Source organism: Streptomyces sp. NBC_00154, from assembly GCF_026342835.1.
Classification (GTDB): Bacteria; Actinomycetota; Actinomycetes; order Streptomycetales; family Streptomycetaceae; genus Streptomyces.
This window is the reverse complement of record NZ_JAPEMI010000001.1, coordinates 5,409,517-5,428,834: the sequence shown is the minus strand read 5'-3', so window position 1 is coordinate 5,428,834 and position 19,318 is coordinate 5,409,517. Positions and strand designations below refer to the sequence as shown.

The window sequence follows — 19,318 nt, the reverse complement described above, 5'->3', positions numbered from 1 at the left end:
CACGTCACCGCCCCCGCGCACCCGCCGACGGCTGAGCCAACTCGTCGTAGACACTCAGCACTTGGGCGATCGTGTCGTCCTCCGTGGGCCAACTCGCCGCCTGCACACGTCCCGCAGCAGCCATCCGCTCCCGCGCCACCGGATCTCCCAGCAGCCGCGCAACGACCCGCGCCAGCGCCTCCGCGTTCCCGTACGGCACAAGTTCCGCCGCATCCCCCACGAGTTCGGGCACTCCGCCCACCGCGGTCGCGACCAGCGGCACCCCCAGTCGCAGCGCCTCCTGCGCCGGCACCGACCGCGCCTCCCAGCGGCTCGACAGCACGGCCAGATCCGCGGCGGCAAGGAGTTCGGCGATGTCGTCCCGGCTGCCGATCAGCCTGGCGGGCAGATCCTCGTTGCGGATCCGCCGCTGCAGAGCACTCCGCTCCCGCCCCTCCCCAGCGATGACCAGCAGGGGTACGGGGTCGAGTTGGCGCCACATCCGTGCCGCGTCGAGCAGCGTCCCATACCCGCAATTCGGTACGAGACTGCCCACCGAGATGAGTAACGGCCGTCCCACCGCACCGAGTTCGGCGCGCACCTTGCCACCGTGGAGCAGAGCGGGACTGCGCGGCGCGGGGACGGCGATCGGAGCGAGCCGGGCGTCACGCGCACCTCGGTGCCGCGCCCGGTCGACCAGATCCGACGACGTACCGAGCACAACGGCCGCAGCCCGGGCGGCCCTTCGCTCCAGCAGGTGGAGCAACCGGCTGCGGGCACCTTCGGCATAGGCCCGGGTGTGCCACGTCAGGACCAGCGGTGTGCGCCGCCCACCGAGCGCAAGACCGGCGCGTACGGCGGCGTGCAGCCCGTGCGCATGGACCACGTCCGCCCCCGCGCATCCCGCCCGCAGCGCGGCGACGGCGGCCGGGTCACTGCGTCGCGGTACGGGGACGAAGCGGGCCCCGGTACCGGAGAAGTCGTAGGCGCGGTCCAGTTCGGCCGGGGCGCAGACGGTGACCTGCACGCCTCTCGCCACCAGCCCTGCGGCCAGCGAGCCGACGTGAGCGCTGCTGCCGGCACTGCCGCCGCCCAGGACTTGGACCGTACGCAGCTGTGACACGTTGAATGGCTCCCGGGGCTCCCGAGTCGGCGGTATGTGCACCGCCAAGGATGCCAGTCCGTACGCACGTTCCGGGACCGTCGGGCCGTCGTTCCGGCGTGCGCGGCGACAACCGGGCATGCGTTACCACCCGGACGGGTGAGTACAGCGGTGCGATATTGCCGCGTCAGCGACCCCGACAGCGCCTCGGCGAGCCCGCTGATCCGACCCCCGTACACAGCCGCTGCCACAACCCCCGCCGCATGGGCGGCGAGCACCCCGGTCCCGGACCGAAGCACCGGGGCACAACGACCCAGCGACGCAGGGCGTCGCGCCGCCTCTAGCCGTCCGCCCGCGCCGCGGCCAGCAGCTCCTCGGCATGCGCCCGGGCCGTCTCCGAGTCCTCCTGCCCCGCAAGCATCCGGGACAGTTCGCGTACCCGCTCCTCGCCCTCCAGGACCTTGACACCGCTGCTGGTCACCGACCCGTCGACCGTCTTCTCGACCAGCAGCTGGCGGTCGGCGAAAGCCGCCACCTGCGGCAGGTGCGTGACGACGACCACCTGTGCGGACCTGGCGAGCTTCGCCAGCCGCCGACCGACCTCGACGGCCGCCTTGCCGCCGACACCCGCGTCGACCTCGTCGAAGAGATACGTGGGTACGGGGTCGGAGCCCGCGAAGACCACCTCGACGGCCAGCATCACCCGGGACAGCTCACCGCCCGAAGCTCCCTTGGCGATCGGCCGGGGCTGGGCGCCGGGGTGCGGTGCCAGCAGCAGCTCGACGTCGTCGGCGCCGGACGGACCGTAGACGACGTTCCGCCCGCCGATCTCGATGCCGGACGCCTCGTCCACCGCGTCGGTCTGCCGGATGTCGAAGGAGACCCTGGCGTGCGGCATGGCGAGCGAGGCCAGTTCCGCGGTCACCGCTTCGGCGAAGAGTGCCGCCGCCGCCGTCCGCGCATCGGTCAACGCCTGTCCGAGGTCAGAGAGTTCGGCCCGCAGTGCGTCCCGCTCCGCAGTCAGCTCGCCGATCCGGTCGTCGTCGCCCTCCAGCTCGGTGAGCCGGGCGGCCCCGTCCTCGGCCCAGGCGAGGACGGCGGCGATGTCCTCGCCGTACTTGCGGGTGAGCCCGGTGAGCGCGGCGCGTCGCTCCTCCACCGCGGCGAGCCGCAGCGGGTCGGCGTCCAGCTGATCCGCGTATCCGGCCAGCTCGCCCGCCACATCGGCGAGCAGGATGGAGATCTCACCGATCCGGTCGGCGAGCGCGGCCAGCGCCGGGTCGTGGGCGCGGACGGCGTCCAGCGACCGTCCTGCGGCCGCGACGACGGTCGTCGCGTCGACGGCCTCCTGGTCCTCCGGGTTGCCCGCGAGCGCGGTGTGCGCGAGGGCCGCGGCGGAGGCGAGCGCTTCGGCGTGGCCGAGCCGCTCGGCTTCGGCGGCCAGGTCGGTGTCCTCTCCGGGGAGCGGTTCGACCCCGGCGATCTCACCGAGCCCGAAGCGCAGCAGATCCGCTTCCTGGGCGCGTTCGCGGGCGCGCGTGGTCAGCTCGTCGAGCTCCGTGACCACGGCCCGCAGCCGCCGGTACGCCGCCGCGTACTTGGCGTGCGGCACGGCGACTCCGTCGCCCGCGTACCGGTCCAGGGCCTGCCGCTGCCGGGCGGGCTTGAGCAGCCCCTGCTGGTCGGTCTGGCCGTGCACGGCCACGAGTTCGTCCGCGAGTTCGGCGAGCACGCCCACCGGCACGGACCTGCCGCCGAGGTGGGCGCGCGAGCGCCCCTCCGCGGAAACGGTACGGCTGATCAGCAGCGCACCGTCGTCGAGTTCCGCCCCCGCCTCCTCGGCCCGCACGGCAGCCGTGTCACCGGCGGACACCGTGATCCGTCCCTCGACGACAGCAGCTTTGGCGCCGACCCGCACCAGGGCCGGGTCGGCGCGCCCGCCGAGCAGCAGCCCCAGGCTGGTGACGACCATGGTCTTGCCCGCGCCGGTCTCACCCGTCACCGCGGTGAAACCGGGTGACAGCTCCACCACCGCGTCGTCGATGACCCCGAGCGACCGTATCCGCATCTCCTCCAACACGGACACGACCTTACGAGGTCCGGGGCCCGCTGTGCGACGGGCCCCGGCCGCGGATTCACTCTCGCGTGCGCCGTGCGGCCACGATCTGCGGTTCCGGAGCAGACATCCGGCGCACCACGAGCTATCAGTGGGGGGCGCCCCGCCACCCCGAGACCGGCAGCGCGAACTTCGCCACCAGCCGGTCCGTGAACGAGGCATGGTGCAGCCGCGCCAGCCGTACGGGCACCGTCCCGCGCCGCACCTCGACGCGCGCCCCGGCCGGCAGTTCCACGGTCCTGCGTCCGTCGCACCACAGCACACCGTGCGGCGTGTGCGGCTGGACCTCGACGGCGAGCACCGAGGTCGGCGACGTCACCAGCGGTTTCGCGAACAGGGCATGGGCGCTGATCGGTACCATCAGCAGCGCCTCGACCTCCGGCCACACCACCGGTCCGCCGGCCGAGAACGCGTACGCCGTCGAGCCGGTCGGCGTCGCACAGACGATCCCGTCACAGCCGAATCCGGTGACCGGCCGGCCGTCGATCTCCAGGACGACTTCGAGCATCCGCTCGGGCGACACCTTCTGCACCGCTGCTTCGTTGAGCGCCCAGTCGGTGTGGACGATGTCGCCGTTGCTGTGCACCAGGACATCGATCGTCATGCGCTCCTCGACCGCGTACGCACGGGTGACGACCCGGTCGACCACCTTGTCCAGGTCGTCGCGCTCGGCCTCGGCGAGGAAGCCGACCCGGCCGAGGTTGACGCCGAGCATCGGCACCCCGGAGGCCCGGGAGATCTCCGCGCCGCGCAGCAGCGTCCCGTCCCCGCCGAGCACGATCAGCAGCTCACAGCCGTCCACGGCCGCGGGCGTGGCGTCCTCGACCGTCTCCACGGTCGGTGGGAGCGGCAGATCGGCGGCCTCCGCGGCAAGGACCCGTACACCGAGTCCACTGCGCAGCAGCCCTTGTACGACGAGCTCGGCGCTGCGGATCGCGGCCGGCCTGCCGGTATGTGCCAAAAGAAAGACAGTTCGTGCCGCATTCGTCGTCAACGAGGCCCCTCCGCCACTGCACGGTCGACATCCGCGGGATCCAGTTCCGGTGCTCCGGCCCGCAACCACAGAAAGTACTCGACATTGCCGGACGGCCCGGGCAGCGGGCTCGCGGTCACCCCGCGCACTCCGAGCCCCAGCGCCCAGGCCCGGCGCGCCACCTCCCGTACCGCTTCGGCGCGCAGCTCCGGGCTTCGCACCACACCACCGCTGCCGAGCCGCTCCTTGCCCACCTCGAACTGCGGCTTGACCATCAGGACCAGGTCCGCGTCGGGGGCGGCGCAGCGCGCCAGAGCAGGCAGTACGAGCCCCAGCGGGATGAACGACAGATCGCCGACCACCAGGTCCACCGCCTTCCCGTCGATCGCCTCCAGCGTCAATTCCCGCACGTTGGTACGGTCCTTGACGGTGACGCGTTCATCGGACTGCAGCGACCAGGCGAGCTGCCCGTAGCCGACGTCGACGGCCACGACATGGTCGACCCCGGCCCGCAGCAGTACATCGGTGAAGCCGCCGGTCGACGCCCCGGCGTCCAGCGCCCGCCGCCCCTCGGTCTTCAGCCCGAGGGGTACGAAGGCGGCGAGGGCGCCCGCGAGCTTGTGCCCGCCGCGCGAGACGTACTCGGGGTCGCTGTCGTCCTTGATGACGACGACCGCGGCGCTGGTCTCGACCTGGGTGGCGGGTTTGGTCGCGGTGTTGCCGCCGACGGTCACCCGCCCTGCGGCGATCAGCTGGCTCGCGTGCTCACGAGAGCGGGCGAGATTACGGCGTACCAGCTCGGCGTCGAGGCGGCGACGTGCCACTCCTGCCACGTTCGGTTCAGCTCCTGTTGTTGTACGAGGGCATCGGTGCGGGTACCGGTGCGGGTGCGGGCCGGGCGTCCAGCGCGGTCAGCGCATCGCGCAGCCCACGGTGTACATCCTCGTACACCTCGATGTGTCCGTCCGCCGGGAGGTGGTCCGCATCTGCCAGCCGCTCCAGCCGCGCGTCCACCTCGGCGTTTCCGGTGGGGGTGCGCACAACGCCGAGGGGTGCGGGGGCGGCGGGGTCGAGGGCGGGCCCGGCCGTCCCCTCCTGCTCCCCGGGCACCGCTGCGGGCTCCGGCATCAAGTCGCTCATGCGGAAACGCTACCGCGAAGGGCTGAGGTACCGTCGATCACGATGGCGACCATGGCGGAGTGCCGCAGCGCACTCGACAGACTTTCCGACAACCTCACGACGGCCGAGGGCGACGTGCGCAGCGCGGCCGCCCTGGACCGCTCGCTGAGCTGTCACATCAAGGACCTCGCAATCACCTTCACCGGCCGTCTCAAGGGTGGCCGGATCGAGGTACTGGACACGATCGAGGGCCCACCGGTGGAGAAGGCCGAGATCCGTCTCACGATGACCGGTGACGACCTGGTGGCCATGGTGAACGGCGAACTGAACTTCGCAAGGGCCTGGGGCTCCGGAAGAGTCCGCCTGGAAGCAGGCTTCAGAGACCTTCTGCGCCTCAGAACGCTGCTGTAAAACCCCGACGCCGGCGGTTGAGGGCAGAACGCACCCGCCCACAGCCTCTTCCACAGCGCACGCCTGGCGGACTCAAGCCTGTCCGGCGCTCGAGGACGAAGCGCGCCCGCAGGCGCGAAGCACCATACCCGCCGCCGTTCAGGCGCCCACCGAATCCACCACCCGCGCGCTGCGCGCGGCCGGCACCACCAACGGCGTCCCCGTCTCCGGATCATCGATCACCTGGCACCGCAGCCCGAACACCCGCTCCACGAGCTCCGCCGTGACCACATCCCCCGGCGCACCCTCGGCAATGATCTCGCCCTGGCGCATGGCGATCAGATGCGTGGCATAGCGCGCGGCATGGTTCAGGTCGTGCAGCACGGCGACCAGCGTGCGCCCCCGCGTCTCGTGCAGTTCCGCGCACAGGTCGAGGACATCTATCTGGTGCTGGATGTCGAGGTACGTCGTCGGCTCGTCGAGCAGCAGCAGCGGTGTCTCCTGAGCGAGCGCCATCGCGATCCAGACCCGCTGTCGCTGCCCGCCGGACAATTCGTCGACATAGCGATCCGCAAGCTCGGCGACACCGGTGGACGCCATCGATTCCTCGACAATGCGTTCGTCCTCCGGTGACCACTGCCGCAGCAGCCCCTGATGCGGATACCGGCCGCGCGCAACCAGGTCGGCGACGGTGATGCCGTCCGGCGCGATCGAGGACTGCGGCAACAGCCCCAGGGTCTTCGCGACCTTCTTCGCCGGCATCCCATGGATCGTCCTGCCGTCCAGCAGCACCTGTCCCCGGCTCGGCTTGAGCATCCGGGACAGCGCCCGCAACAGCGTGGACTTCCCGCAGGCGTTGGGGCCCACGATCACGGTGAACGAGTTGTCGGGGATCTCGACCGAGAGGTTCTCCGCGATGACCCGCTGGTCGTAGCCGAGGGTCACCGAGTCCGCGGTGAGGCGCTGCATGGTCGTACTCCCGGAGTCGATGCGAAGGGTCGTCGATGTACTGGCGTCACGCGGCGGATTCACCGTCCGGCGGGCTCTCATATCCGCCCCGCCCTGCGCTCGGAGACGAGCAGCCACAGCAGATAGCAGCCACCGAGCACCCCGGTGACGACGCCGACCGGAAGCTGCCGGTCGCCGAAGGCGTCCATCGCGATCCAGTCGGCGACAAGCAGCAGTGCGGCGCCCATGAAGGCGGCGGGCGCCAGATTGGGCCCGGACGAGCGAGTGAGCCGACGGGCCAGCTGCGGGGCGCTCAGCGAAACGAAGGTGATGGGGCCGGCCGCAGCAGTGGCGACGGCGACGAGCAGTACGGCGCAGCCCATCAGGACGAGCCGGGTGCGTTCCACCCGTACACCCAGTGCGTACGCGGCGTCGTCGCCCATCTCCATCATGCGCAGCGCCCGCCCGTGCCCGAGCACCAGCGGAATGAGCAGGCCGCACACCACCAGCAGCGGCCAGACCTGCGCCCAGTCGCGCCCGTCGAGCGAGCCGGTCGTCCAGACGACGGCGCGGGTCGCGTCGACCAGGTTGGCCTTGGTGATCAGGTACTGGGCGGCGGCGGTGAGCATCGCGGTCGAGCCGATACCGACGAGCACCAGCCGGTAGCCGTGCATCCCGCGCTTCCAGGCGAGCAGGTAGACGACGACCCCGGTGACCAGCCCACCGACCACCGCGCCGCCCGCGACCGCGGCCGCACCGCCCTGGGAGAGGACGATCACCATCAGCGCCCCGACCGTGGCGCCCTGGCCGAAGCCGAGCACATCGGGGCTGCCGAGCGGATTGCGGGAGACGGTCTGGAACACGGCACCGCCGACCCCGAGCGCCGCGCCGACCAACAGCCCGACAAGGACCCGCGGCAGCCGCAGGTCGGTGACGATGAACTCCTGCTGGAAGGTGCCGTGCCCGAACAGCGTGCTCACGACCTCGCCGGGCGTCATGGCGTAGTCGCCGCTGCCGATGAGCACGATCGCGGCTCCTGCAGCCACCGCGGTGAGCACCACGATCACCACGAACGCCCGGCCGTCCACCCGGAAGGAGAGCCCCCCGCCGGTCCGCACGGCCCGCACCGACCGGACTGCGCCGGTTCCGTCCTTCGTACGGGTCTTCATAGCCTTCACAGCTGGGCCATCCTCTTGCGACGTACGAGATGGATGAAGACGGGTCCGCCGAGCAGTGCGGTCACGATGCCGACCTGCAGCTCGGACGGCCGGGCGATCACCCGTCCCACCACGTCCGCGCCGAGCAGCAGCACCGGGGAGAGCACGGCAGCGTACGGCAGGATCCACCGCATGTCGGGCCCGGTGATGGCGCGCACCAGGTGAGGGATCATCAGCCCGATGAAGACGATCGGCCCGCAGGCGGCGGTCGCGGCGCCGCACAGCAGGGTGACGGCGAGCATCGCGAGGACGCGGGTGCGGACCAGATGGGCGCCGAGCGCCCTGGCGGTGTCGTCGCCCATCTCCAGGGCGTTCAGCGGCCGGGCGATGAGCAGCGAGAGGACGACGCCGACCGCTATGAACGGCCACACCTTGCCGACGGTCTCCATGTTCGCCGAGGCCAGCGACCCCACCGTCCAGAACCGCAGCCGGTCGAGCGCCGCCGCGTCCAGCAGCTGTACGGCGTTGACGTAGCCGAACAGTGCGGCGCTGGCCGCGGTCCCGGCGAGCGCGAGTCGTACAGGGGTCGCGGACCGGCTGCCGCCGAGGAGGTACACCACCACCGACACGATCGCGGCACCGAGGAACGCGAACCAGACGTATCCGGTCAGCGAGGTGACACCGAAGAAGCTGATGGCGGATACGACGGCTGCGGACGCGCCCGCGTTGACCCCCAGCAGCCCGGGTTCGGCCAACGGGTTACGGGTCAGGGCCTGCATCACCGCACCGGCGAGGCCGAGCGCGGTACCGACGATCAGCCCGAGCACGGTCCGCGGAACGCGCACGCCCCGTACGAGGACATCGCCATGGGTTCCGGAGGCATGGAACAGACCGTGCCAGACATCGGCGAGCGGCAGCGCCTTGGCGCCGATCGCGATACTCGCGAGGCATACCAGCACCAGCGCGACGATGGCCAGCAGCAGTCCCACGGCACGTATCGCAGGGCGCCCGGGGGACGCGGATGTCACCGGCGCGGCTATCGGACCTGCGCTCGGTTCTGGGGGACTCTCGACCAACACGAGGTTAGGTTAGCCTACCCTCCAAAGTTGTCGAATCGCCCGGATTCCCGCGCGCAACACAGCGCCGGTTACACCCGATTCGTCCCGAATGGATCCACGACCCGGTGAATTCCCGGGCGCGCCCGCCGAGTAGCGGATCCCGGACGCCGCCCTACAGCCCGAGCCTGGCCACGGCTTTCCCCGCGTCCAGCCCGCAGGCACCCTCACCCGCGTACGACCAGGCAGCCCCGCACAGCGCCCGCAGCCCGTCGAGCGCATCCCCGTCGCCCTCCAGCACCAGCTCGTCGGCGCGCACCGCTGCCGTCCAGCCACCGCAGCCGAACCCGCCGGCGGCCTCGGTCACCTCGGGCTGCCCGGTCAGCAGCCCCCGCAGGTCCGCATCGACATAGGTCGGCCGGTGCCTGGGCTCGGCCGCCACCAGCTGCCTCGCGTCCGTGACCCCGGTGAGCACGAGGAGCGAGTCCACACCGCCGTTGAACGCACCCTCGATGTCCGTGTCCAGCCGGTCCCCGACCACCAGCGGCCGCTTCGCCCCGGTCCGCAGCACCGTCTCCCGATGCATCGGAGGCAACGGCTTCCCGGCGACCTGCGGCTCGGCACCGGTGGCGATCCGTACGACCTCGACCGCCGCACCGTTGCCCGGCGCGATCCCCCGCGCACTCGGAATCGTCAGATCGGTGTTGGACGCGAACCACGGCACCCCCCGGGCAATCGCGTACGCAGCCTCAGCGAACCGGCCCCACGCCATGTCGGGGCCCCCGTACCCCTGCGCCACCGCCGCCGGAGCGTCGTCCGCCGACTCGACCGGCACCAGACCACGCTCGACCAGCGCGGCCCTCAGCCCCTCTCCCCCGATCACGAGCACCCGAGCCCCGGCCGGCAGCTGATCGGCCATCAGCCGGGCCACCGCCTGCGACGAGGTGATCACATCGGCGGGCTCGGCCGGAACCCCGAGTTCGGTCAGATGCTCCGCCACCGTGGCCGGTGTACGCAGCGCGTTGTTGGTGACGTACGCGAGATGCATTCCGCCGCCCCGCGCGGCGCCCAGCGAGTCGACGGCATGGACGATCGCAGCGCCGCCCGCGTACACCACCCCGTCAAGATCGAGCAGAGCCGTGTCGTACGCCTCGCTCAGCGCGGTGCTGCTCCCGCTCGGCCGGGTCCTGCTCGCCTGGCTCATATTTTTACGCTCCTCATTGCATGCTTCTCCCCCGATCATCGCGCATCCCCGCAACGCACATACGATGCAGAAATGAACACAGCCGGCCAGGGACTGCGCCTGATCCCGTTCCGTGGACTGCGCTACGTCCCCGAGCGGGTAGGCAGTCTCGCCGCGGTGACCTCACCGCCGTACGACGTCGTCGTGCGCCCCGACGGGCTGCACCACCTGGAATCCGCGGACCCGTACAACATCGTCCGGCTGATACTGCCGCAGGCCGACACGGCCGCCGCGCGCAACGAGCAGGCCGCCGAGACCCTGAACCGCTGGCTCGACGAGGGCATACTCGCCCCCGAGCCCGAGCCCGCGCTCTATGTCTACGAACAGCGCAACGGCGAAATCCTGCAACGCGGCATCGTCGGGGCACTGGCGCTCTCCGCCCCCGCGGACGGCATCGTGCTGCCGCACGAGGACGTGATGGCCCATGTCGTCGAAGACCGGGCCGACCTGATGCGGACCACAGCCGCCCACCTCGAACCGCTCCTGCTGACCTACCGTAGCGAGGGTCACTCGACCGGCGCGACCGCCGTCATCGAACGCACCATCCACCGGCCGCCACTGCTCACCACCACCACGGAGGACGGCTACTGCCACCGGCTCTGGGCGGTGACCGACCCGGCCGACCGGTCCGAGATCGAAACCGATCTCGCCCGACACCAGGCGCTCATCGCCGACGGCCACCACCGCTGGGCCACGTACCTCCGTCTCCAGCAGGAACACACGGTCCCCGGCCCCTGGGACTTCGGCCTGGTCCTGCTGGTCGACACGGCCCGCTACCCGCTGCGGGTACGCGCCATCCACCGGCTGCTGCACCGCCTCCCGGTCGCCGACGCGCTGGCCGCTCTGAACGGTGCCTTCCGCATCCGGGACATCGAGGGGCCGCTGCCCGTGGCCCTCGACGCCCTCGCCGAGGCGGCCGCCGAAGGCAACGCGTTCCTGCTCGCCGGCGACGGCCGCTTCCACCTCGTCGACCGCCCCGACAAGGCGCTGCTGGCCCGCACCGTCCCGGCCGACCGCCCGCTCGCCTGGCGCACCCTCGATGCGACGGTGCTGCACGCGACCCTTCTCGACCATCTGTGGCAGATCCCGGACACCCCGGAGCACATCGCGTACATACACGACACCGAGGCGGCCGTGGACCAGGCCGAGCGCCACAACGCCACCGCGGTCCTGATGCATCCGGTGCGTGAGGAAGTCGTCCGGGACCTGGCCCGGCAGGGCATCACCATGCCGCGCAAGTCCACCTCGTTCGGCCCCAAGCCGGCCTCGGGCCTGGTCCTGCGCAGCCTCACCCTCGACTGAGGCCGGAAACAAAGAAGAGGGCGGCACCCCTGTCGGGGTACCGCCCTCTTCTCATGTCCTAGGCCTTGTCCGCCGAACCTTCATCATCGGCATCAGCATCGACCTCGGCCGCCTCATCGGCGTCATCGTGGTCGTCGCCGAGAGCATCGACGAACTCGACACCGTCCAGCTCGGCGAGCCGGTCCGACGCGTCGGTGGAGCCGTCCTTGTCGGCCTCCACGGTCTTCGCGAACCACTCACGAGCCTCGTCCTCGCGCCCCGCGGCCAGCAGTGCATCCGCGTACGCATACCGCAGCCGCGGCGTCCACGGGTGCACGGCGTTCGAGGCCAGCTCGGAGCTCTGCAGGGTGACGATGGCGGCATCGATCTGCCCCATGTCCCTACGGGCCCCGGCCGCCACCAGCCGCATCTCGACCTGCCCGGCCTTGTCCAGCTTCTGTACCTCGGGCTCGCCGGCCATGGCCATCGCCCGCTCGGGCCGCCCGAGTCCACGCTCGCAGTCGGCCATGACGGGCCACAGCTCCACGGAACCGGTCATCCGCTTCGCCGCCCGGAACTCGGCCAGCGCCTCCGCGTACTTCTGCGTCGCGTACGCGGCAAAGCCGGCCGCCTCACGCACAGCAGCCACCCGCGAGGCCAGCCGCAGCGCGATACGCGCGTACGCGTACGCCTGCTCGGGGTCCTCGTCGATGAGCCGGGCAACCATGACGAGGTTCCTGGCAACATCCTCGGCCAGGGTCTTCGGCAGGCTCAGCAGCTCCTGCCGCACGTCCTTGTCGATCTCGTCACCGGTGACGTCGTCGGGAATCGGCAGCCGCTTGATCGGCTCCCGGTCCCGGTCGTCGCGCCGGTCGAAGCCACCACGGTCGTCGCGCCCGCGGGATCCACCCCGGTCACGGTCGTCCCGCTGTCCGCGGTATCCACCGCCGCCACGGCTGTCGTCACGGCGGAAGCCGCCACTGCGGCTGTCGTCGTCGCGACGGGGCCCACGCGGCCCGTCGTCACGGCGCTCGAAGCCACCACCGGGACGCCCACCACGCTCATCATCACGACGCGGCGCACGATCATCACGCGGGAACCTGCCGGCACCGCCACCGGCACCGCCACCGCCACCGCGGCTGTCGTCACGACGGAAGCCACCACCGGCACCGCCGCCACGGCTGTCGTCACGACGGAAGCCGCCACTGCGGCTGTCGTCGTCGCGACGGGGCCCACGCGGCCCGTCGTCACGGCGCTCGAAGCCACCACCGGGACGCCCACCACGCTCATCATCACGACGCGGCGCACGATCGTCACGACGGAACCCGCCGCGGTCACCGCCACCGCGGCTGTCGTCACGACGGAAGCCACCACCGGCACCGCCACCGCGGCTGTCATCGCGACGGAACCCGCCGCGGTCACCGCCACCGCGGCTGTCGTCACGACGGAACCCGCCGCGGTCACCGCCGCTGGTGGGCCGACTGTCGTCACGACGGAAGCCACCACCGGCACCGCCACCGCGGCTGTCATCGCGACGGAACCCGCCGCGGTCACCGCCGCTGGTGGGCCGACTGTCGTCACGACGGAAGCCACCACCGGCACCGCCACCGCGGCTGTCGTCACGACGGAACCCGCCGCGGTCACCGCCGCTGGTGGGCCGACTGTCGTCACGACGGAAGCCACCACCGGCACCGCCACCGCGGCTGTCGTCACGACGGAACCCGCCGCGGTCACCGCCGCTGGTGGGCCGGCTGTCGTCACGACGGAAGCCGCCGGTGCGGCTGTCGTCGTCGCGACGGGGCCCACGCGGCCGGTCGTCACGGCGCTCGAAGCCACCACCGGGACGCCCACCACGCTCATCATCACGACGCGGCGCACGATCATCACGACGGAACCCGCCGCTGGAACCGGAGCCGCCACCGCGGTTGTCATCACGACGGAAGCCACCACCGGCACCGCCGCGGTCATCCCGAGGGAACCTGCCACCGGAACTGCCACCGCGGCTGTCATCACGACGGAACCCACCACCGGAGCCACCGCCACGGCTGTCGTCACGACGCGGGCCGCGATCACGGTCGTCGCGACGGACGCCACCACCGGCACCGCCGCTCGTCGGCCGTCGGCCCTCATCACGGCGGTTGCCACCACGGTCGTTGTCCCGACGCGGGCTTCCGGACCGGTCGTCACGACCACCCCGGAAGCCGCCCCGGTCACCATCGTCCCGGCGACGCGGCTCGCGCTCCGAACGATCGTCGGGAGAGTTGGTGGACATGGGTGGAACTCCTGTCTTCGGGTACTACACACATTCTCGCGCAGTCGGCCACCCGACGCGCTTCGGCAAAACAAAAAAGGACCCTTGGTCCCAGCATGAACGCTGGGACCAAGGGTCCTTGAAAGATTGTTCGGCGGCGTCCTACTCTCCCACAGGGTCCCCCCTGCAGTACCATCGGCGCTGAAAGGCTTAGCTTCCGGGTTCGGAATGTAACCGGGCGTTTCCCTAACGCAATGACCACCGAAACCCCATCGGGTTCTAGCGAACAAGCACACTTTTCAATTAAGTAGTGAAGCTGTTCAACCGGTGCGACTGTTCGCAACCCGGGAACAACACAGTGGACGCGAGCAACTGAGGACAAGCCCTCGGCCTATTAGTACCAGTCAGCTCCACCCGTTGCCGGGCTTCCACATCTGGCCTATCAACCCAGTCGTCTACTGGGAGCCTTAACCCCTCAAAGGGGGTGGGAATACTCATCTCGAAGCAGGCTTCCCGCTTAGATGCTTTCAGCGGTTATCCTTTCCGAACGTAGCCAACCAGCCATGCCCTTGGCAGGACAACTGGCACACCAGAGGTTCGTCCGTCCCGGTCCTCTCGTACTAGGGACAGCCCTTCTCAATATTCCTACGCGCGCAGCGGATAGGGACCGAACTGTCTCACGACGTTCTAAACCCAGCTCGCGTACCGCTTTAATGGGCGAACAGCCCAACCCTTGGGACCGACTCCAGCCCCAGGATGCGACGAGCCGACATCGAGGTGCCAAACCATCCCGTCGATATGGACTCTTGGGGAAGATCAGCCTGTTATCCCCGGGGTACCTTTTATCCGTTGAGCGACAGCGCTTCCACAAGCCACTGCCGGATCACTAGTCCCGACTTTCGTCCCTGCTCGACCCGTCGGTCTCACAGTCAAGCTCCCTTGTGCACTTACACTCAACACCTGATTGCCAACCAGGCTGAGGGAACCTTTGGGCGCCTCCGTTACTCTTTAGGAGGCAACCGCCCCAGTTAAACTACCCATCAGACACTGTCCCTGATCCGGATCACGGACCCAGGTTAGACATCCAGCACGACCAGAGTGGTATTTCAACGGCGACTCCACAACCACTGGCGTGGCTGCTTCAAAGTCTCCCACCTATCCTACACAAGCCGAACCGAACACCAATATCAAACTGTAGTAAAGGTCCCGGGGTCTTTCCGTCCTGCTGCGCGAAACGAGCATCTTTACTCGTAGTGCAATTTCACCGGGCCTATGGTTGAGACAGTCGAGAAGTCGTTACGCCATTCGTGCAGGTCGGAACTTACCCGACAAGGAATTTCGCTACCTTAGGATGGTTATAGTTACCACCGCCGTTTACTGGCGCTTAAGTTCTCAGCTTCGCCGACCCGAAAGTCAGCTAACCGGTCCCCTTAACGTTCCAGCACCGGGCAGGCGTCAGTCCGTATACATCGCCTTACGGCTTCGCACGGACCTGTGTTTTTAGTAAACAGTCGCTTCTCGCTGGTCTCTGCGGCCACCCCCAGCTCATGGAGTAAATCCAATCACCAGTGATGGCCCCCCTTCTCCCGAAGTTACGGGGGCATTTTGCCGAGTTCCTTAACCATAGTTCACCCGAACGCCTCGGTATTCTCTACCTGACCACCTGAGTCGGTTTAGGGTACGGGCCGCCATGAAACTCGCTAGAGGCTTTTCTCGACAGCATAGGATCATCCACTTCACCACAATCGGCTCGGCATCAGGTCTCAGACTTAATGTGTGACGGATTTGCCTATCACACGCCCTACACCCTTACCCCGGGACTACCACCGCCCGGGCTGGACTACCTTCCTGCGTCACCCCATCGCTTACCTACTACAAGTCTGGTTCGTCGGCTCCACCACTACCCTCAACTCCGAAGAGATCGGGCCGGCTTCACGGACTTAGCATCGCCTGATTCAGTACTGGGCGTTTCAAAGCGGGTACCGGAATATCAACCGGTTGTCCATCGACTACGCCTGTCGGCCTCGCCTTAGGTCCCGACTTACCCTGGGCAGATCAGCTTGACCCAGGAACCCTTAGTCAATCGGCGCACACGTTTCTCACGTGTGTATCGCTACTCATGCCTGCATTCTCACTCGTGAACCGTCCACAACTCGCTTCCGCGGCTGCTTCACCCGGCACACGACGCTCCCCTACCCATCCCAGCAGGCGTTGGCCCTATATGCTGGAATGACACGACTTCGGCGGTACGCTTGAGCCCCGCTACATTGTCGGCGCGGAATCACTTGACCAGTGAGCTATTACGCACTCTTTCAAGGGTGGCTGCTTCTAAGCCAACCTCCTGGTTGTCTCTGCGACTCCACATCCTTTCCCACTTAGCGTACGCTTAGGGGCCTTAGTCGATGCTCTGGGCTGTTTCCCTCTCGACCATGGAGCTTATCCCCCACAGTCTCACTGCCGTGCTCTCACTTACCGGCATTCGGAGTTTGGCTAAGGTCAGTAACCCGGTAGGGCCCATCGCCTATCCAGTGCTCTACCTCCGGCAAGAAACACACGACGCTGCACCTAAATGCATTTCGGGGAGAACCAGCTATCACGGAGTTTGATTGGCCTTTCACCCCTAACCACAGGTCATCCCCCAGGTTTTCAACCCTGGTGGGTTCGGTCCTCCACGAAGTCTTACCTCCGCTTCAACCTGCCCATGGCTAGATCACTCCGCTTCGGGTCTTGAGCGCGCTACTAAAACGCCCTATTCGGACTCGCTTTCGCTACGGCTTCCCCACACGGGTTAACCTCGCAACACACCGCAAACTCGCAGGCTCATTCTTCAAAAGGCACGCAGTCACGACATGCAAGCAAGCTTGCATGCGACGCTCCCACGGCTTGTAGGCACACGGTTTCAGGTACTATTTCACTCCGCTCCCGCGGTACTTTTCACCATTCCCTCACGGTACTATCCGCTATCGGTCACCAGGGAATATTTAGGCTTAGCGGGTGGTCCCGCCAGATTCACACGGGATTTCTCGGGCCCCGTGCTACTTGGGTGTCTCTTAAACGAGCCGTTAATGTTTCAGCTACGGGGGTCTTACCCTCTACGCCGGACCTTTCGCATGTCCTTCGCCTACATCAACGGTTTCTGACTCGCCTCACAGCCGGCAGACTGTGAAAAAGAGATCCCACAACCCCGCATGCGCAACCCCTGCCGGGTATCACACGCATACGGTTTGGCCTCATCCAGTTTCGCTCGCCACTACTCCCGGAATCACGGTTGTTTTCTCTTCCTGAGGGTACTGAGATGTTTCACTTCCCCTCGTTCCCTCCACACTGCCTATGTGTTCAGCAGCGGGTGACAGCCCATGACGACTGCCGGGTTTCCCCATTCGGACACCCCCGGATCAAAGCTCGGTTGACAGCTCCCCGGGGCCTATCGTGGCCTCCCACGTCCTTCATCGGTTCCTGGTGCCAAGGCATCCACCGTGCGCCCTTAAAAACTTGGCCACAGATGCTCGCGTCCACTGTGCAGTTCTCAAGCAACGACCAGCCACCCATCACCCCACCCCTAAGGGCGAGTTCACTGGGGCCGGCGTTTGAAGGCAACCTTGCGGCCATACCTTCAGACACCCAACAGCGCGCCCAGTACCCGGAATTCAATCGGTCCGCTTTCCACGCTCCGAGGAGCAGTACTTACGACCCGGTTGAACCACCAGGTACTGAATAGTCAACGTTCCACCCATGAGCTAACCACCGTCGAACATTTGCCGACGTAGTGGCTCTGGATTCCTTGCGGAATCTAGATGCTCCTTAGAAAGGAGGTGATCCAGCCGCACCTTCCGGTACGGCTACCTTGTTACGACTTCGTCCCAATCGCCAGTCCCACCTTCGACAGCTCCCTCCCACAAGGGGTTGGGCCACCGGCTTCGGGTGTTACCGACTTTCGTGACGTGACGGGCGGTGTGTACAAGGCCCGGGAACGTATTCACCGCAGCAATGCTGATCTGCGATTACTAGCAACTCCGACTTCATGGGGTCGAGTTGCAGACCCCAATCCGAACTGAGACCGGCTTTTTGAGATTCGCTCCGCCTCGCGGCATCGCAGCTCATTGTACCGGCCATTGTAGCACGTGTGCAGCCCAAGACATAAGGGGCATGATGACTTGACGTCGTCCCCACCTTCCTCCGAGTTGACCCCGGCAGTCTCCTGTGAGTCCCCATCACCCCGAAGGGCATGCTGGCAACACAGAACAAGGGTTGCGCTCGTTGCGGGACTTAACCCAACATCTCACGACACGAGCTGACGACAGCCATGCACCACCTGTATACCGACCACAAGGGGGGCACCATCTCTGATGCTTTCCGGTATATGTCAAGCCTTGGTAAGGTTCTTCGCGTTGCGTCGAATTAAGCCACATGCTCCGCTGCTTGTGCGGGCCCCCGTCAATTCCTTTGAGTTTTAGCCTTGCGGCCGTACTCCCCAGGCGGGGAACTTAATGCGTTAGCTGCGGCACCGACGACGTGGAATGTCGCCAACACCTAGTTCCCAACGTTTACGGCGTGGACTACCAGGGTATCTAATCCTGTTCGCTCCCCACGCTTTCGCTCCTCAGCGTCAGTAATGGCCCAGAGATCCGCCTTCGCCACCGGTGTTCCTCCTGATATCTGCGCATTTCACCGCTACACCAGGAATTCCGATCTCCCCTACCACACTCTAGCCTGCCCGTATCGACTGCAGACCCGGGGTTAAGCCCCGGGCTTTCACAACCGACGCAACAAGCCGCCTACGAGCTCTTTACGCCCAATAATTCCGGACAACGCTTGCGCCCTACGTATTACCGCGGCTGCTGGCACGTAGTTAGCCGGCGCTTCTTCTGCAGGTACCGTCACTCTCGCTTCTTCCCTGCTGAAAGAGGTTTACAACCCGAAGGCCGTCATCCCTCACGCGGCGTCGCTGCATCAGGCTTTCGCCCATTGTGCAATATTCCCCACTGCTGCCTCCCGTAGGAGTCTGGGCCGTGTCTCAGTCCCAGTGTGGCCGGTCGCCCTCTCAGGCCGGCTACCCGTCGTCGCCTTGGTAGGCCATCACCCCACCAACAAGCTGATAGGCCGCGGGCTCATCCTTCACCGCCGGAGCTTTCAACCCCGTCCCATGCGGGACAGAGTGTTATCCGGTATTAGACCCCGTTTCCAGGGCTTGTCCCAGAGTGAAGGGCAGATTGCCCACGTGTTACTCACCCGTTCGCCACTAATCCACCCCGAAAGGCTTCATCGTTCGACTTGCATGTGTTAAGCACGCCGCCAGCGTTCGTCCTGAGCCAGGATCAAACTCTCCGTGAATGTTTTCCCGTAATCGGGAGACACATCACGAGAGCGGGACGATCAGCCGGAATAAGACCGACCGTCCACAGCGTCCTCGCTGTGTAATTGCCTACCGGAACCACAAGGGCCCGGCAGGACTTTCAAAGGAACCACCAACCTGCCGAAACAGGCCGGGGTATCAACATATCTGGCGTTGACTTTTGGCACGCTGTTGAGTTCTCAAGGAACGGACGCTTCCTTCGTACTCACCCTCTCGGGCTTTCCTCCGGGCTTTCCCTTCGGTCTTGCGTTTCCGACTCTATCAGACTCTTTCGTGTCCGATTCCCGGTCGAAGCGGGTTCCGTTTTCCAGGTTTTCGCTTTCGCGTTTCCCTTTCCGGCGGTTCCAACCT

At 67.3% G+C, this 19,318-nt stretch carries 13 protein-coding genes and 3 rRNA genes; 2 read left to right on the top strand and 14 right to left on the bottom strand.

Annotated features, from left to right (window positions below):
* Nucleotides 1-4 precede the first annotated feature (4 nt).
* From OHA03_RS24365 to OHA03_RS24345, 5 genes are all read right to left on the bottom strand, one after another.
* Entirely contained in the window at nucleotides 5-1,102 is a 1,098-nt protein-coding gene (locus OHA03_RS24365; RefSeq protein WP_267005914.1) for a glycosyltransferase family 4 protein, read from the bottom strand.
* 319 nt (nucleotides 1,103-1,421) lie between these two features.
* Nucleotides 1,422-3,167 carry a DNA repair protein RecN gene (gene recN, locus OHA03_RS24360; protein ID WP_267005913.1) on the bottom strand — a complete coding sequence of 582 codons (1,746 nt, stop codon included), beginning with the start codon at nucleotides 3,165-3,167 and terminating at the stop codon, nucleotides 1,422-1,424.
* Between the two features lie 118 nt (nucleotides 3,168-3,285).
* Entirely contained in the window at nucleotides 3,286-4,191 is a 906-nt protein-coding gene (locus OHA03_RS24355) for an NAD kinase (protein WP_267005912.1), read from the bottom strand.
* Entirely contained in the window at nucleotides 4,188-5,003 is an 816-nt protein-coding gene (locus tag OHA03_RS24350) for a TlyA family RNA methyltransferase (protein ID WP_267005911.1), read from the bottom strand. The genes OHA03_RS24355 and OHA03_RS24350 overlap by 4 nt, the downstream gene beginning before the upstream one ends.
* Before the next feature lie 7 nt (nucleotides 5,004-5,010).
* Nucleotides 5,011-5,310, bottom strand: coding sequence for a hypothetical protein (locus OHA03_RS24345; protein WP_267005910.1), 300 nt, complete (start codon nucleotides 5,308-5,310; stop codon nucleotides 5,011-5,013).
* Nucleotides 5,311-5,352: 42 nt separating this feature from the next.
* Here OHA03_RS24345 and OHA03_RS24340 point away from each other — a divergent pair, with 42 nt between their 5' ends.
* A complete protein-coding gene (locus OHA03_RS24340) occupies nucleotides 5,353-5,700 on the top strand; it encodes an SCP2 sterol-binding domain-containing protein (RefSeq protein WP_267005909.1) in 348 nt (115 codons plus the stop codon).
* Between the two features lie 138 nt (nucleotides 5,701-5,838).
* Here the strand turns inward: OHA03_RS24340 and OHA03_RS24335 are convergent, their stop codons facing one another.
* The 4 genes from OHA03_RS24335 to OHA03_RS24320 all read right to left on the bottom strand — a co-directional run bounded on the left by OHA03_RS24335 (nucleotide 5,839) and on the right by OHA03_RS24320 (nucleotide 10,043).
* Entirely contained in the window at nucleotides 5,839-6,648 is an 810-nt protein-coding gene (locus OHA03_RS24335) for an ABC transporter ATP-binding protein (protein ID WP_267005908.1), read from the bottom strand.
* Nucleotides 6,649-6,725: 77 nt separating this feature from the next.
* Complete coding sequence (locus tag OHA03_RS24330; protein WP_267008141.1) at nucleotides 6,726-7,796, bottom strand: iron chelate uptake ABC transporter family permease subunit; 1,071 nt, start codon at nucleotides 7,794-7,796, stop codon at nucleotides 6,726-6,728.
* 5 nt (nucleotides 7,797-7,801) lie between these two features.
* Nucleotides 7,802-8,761 carry an iron ABC transporter permease gene (locus OHA03_RS24325; protein WP_267008140.1) on the bottom strand — a complete coding sequence of 320 codons (960 nt, stop codon included), beginning with the start codon at nucleotides 8,759-8,761 and terminating at the stop codon, nucleotides 7,802-7,804.
* A gap of 253 nt (nucleotides 8,762-9,014) precedes the next feature.
* Nucleotides 9,015-10,043 (bottom strand): HAD hydrolase-like protein, encoded by a 1,029-nt coding sequence (locus OHA03_RS24320; protein WP_267005907.1) that lies wholly within the window; start codon nucleotides 10,041-10,043, stop codon nucleotides 9,015-9,017.
* A gap of 72 nt (nucleotides 10,044-10,115) precedes the next feature.
* Here OHA03_RS24320 and OHA03_RS24315 point away from each other — a divergent pair, with 72 nt between their 5' ends.
* A complete protein-coding gene (locus tag OHA03_RS24315) occupies nucleotides 10,116-11,384 on the top strand; it encodes a DUF1015 domain-containing protein (protein ID WP_267005906.1) in 1,269 nt (422 codons plus the stop codon).
* A 58-nt stretch (nucleotides 11,385-11,442) separates the two neighbouring features.
* Here OHA03_RS24315 and OHA03_RS24310 read toward each other — a convergent pair whose 3' ends face one another.
* The 5 genes from OHA03_RS24310 to OHA03_RS24290 form a co-directional block, all read right to left on the bottom strand.
* Entirely contained in the window at nucleotides 11,443-12,198 is a 756-nt protein-coding gene (locus tag OHA03_RS24310; RefSeq protein WP_267008139.1) for a tetratricopeptide repeat protein, read from the bottom strand.
* Nucleotides 12,135-13,511 (bottom strand): hypothetical protein, encoded by a 1,377-nt coding sequence (locus tag OHA03_RS24305; RefSeq protein WP_323181335.1) that lies wholly within the window; start codon nucleotides 13,509-13,511, stop codon nucleotides 12,135-12,137. Before OHA03_RS24305 ends, OHA03_RS24310 begins: the two co-directional genes overlap by 64 nt.
* Nucleotides 13,512-13,763: 252 nt before the next feature.
* A 5S ribosomal RNA gene (rrf, locus tag OHA03_RS24300) occupies nucleotides 13,764-13,880 on the bottom strand.
* A gap of 108 nt (nucleotides 13,881-13,988) precedes the next feature.
* Nucleotides 13,989-17,112, bottom strand: a 23S ribosomal RNA gene (locus OHA03_RS24295).
* A 307-nt stretch (nucleotides 17,113-17,419) separates the two neighbouring features.
* A 16S ribosomal RNA gene (locus OHA03_RS24290) occupies nucleotides 17,420-18,945 on the bottom strand.
* The 16S, 23S and 5S rRNA genes sit together here, the layout of an rRNA operon.
* Nucleotides 18,946-19,318 lie beyond the last annotated feature (373 nt).

Excerpts from the sequence above, each read along its gene's own strand:
- OHA03_RS24345 (WP_267005910.1), bottom strand. The coding sequence starts at position 5,310 with ATGAGCGACTTGATGCCGGAGCCCGCAGCGGTGCCCGGGGAGCAGGAG.
- OHA03_RS24340 (WP_267005909.1), top strand. The coding sequence starts at position 5,353 with ATGGCGACCATGGCGGAGTGCCGCAGCGCACTCGACAGACTTTCCGAC.
- OHA03_RS24335 (WP_267005908.1), bottom strand. The coding sequence starts at position 6,648 with ATGCAGCGCCTCACCGCGGACTCGGTGACCCTCGGCTACGACCAGCGG.
- OHA03_RS24330 (WP_267008141.1), bottom strand. The coding sequence starts at position 7,796 with ATGAAGACCCGTACGAAGGACGGAACCGGCGCAGTCCGGTCGGTGCGG.
- OHA03_RS24320 (WP_267005907.1), bottom strand. The coding sequence starts at position 10,043 with ATGAGCCAGGCGAGCAGGACCCGGCCGAGCGGGAGCAGCACCGCGCTG.
- OHA03_RS24315 (WP_267005906.1), top strand. The coding sequence starts at position 10,116 with ATGAACACAGCCGGCCAGGGACTGCGCCTGATCCCGTTCCGTGGACTG.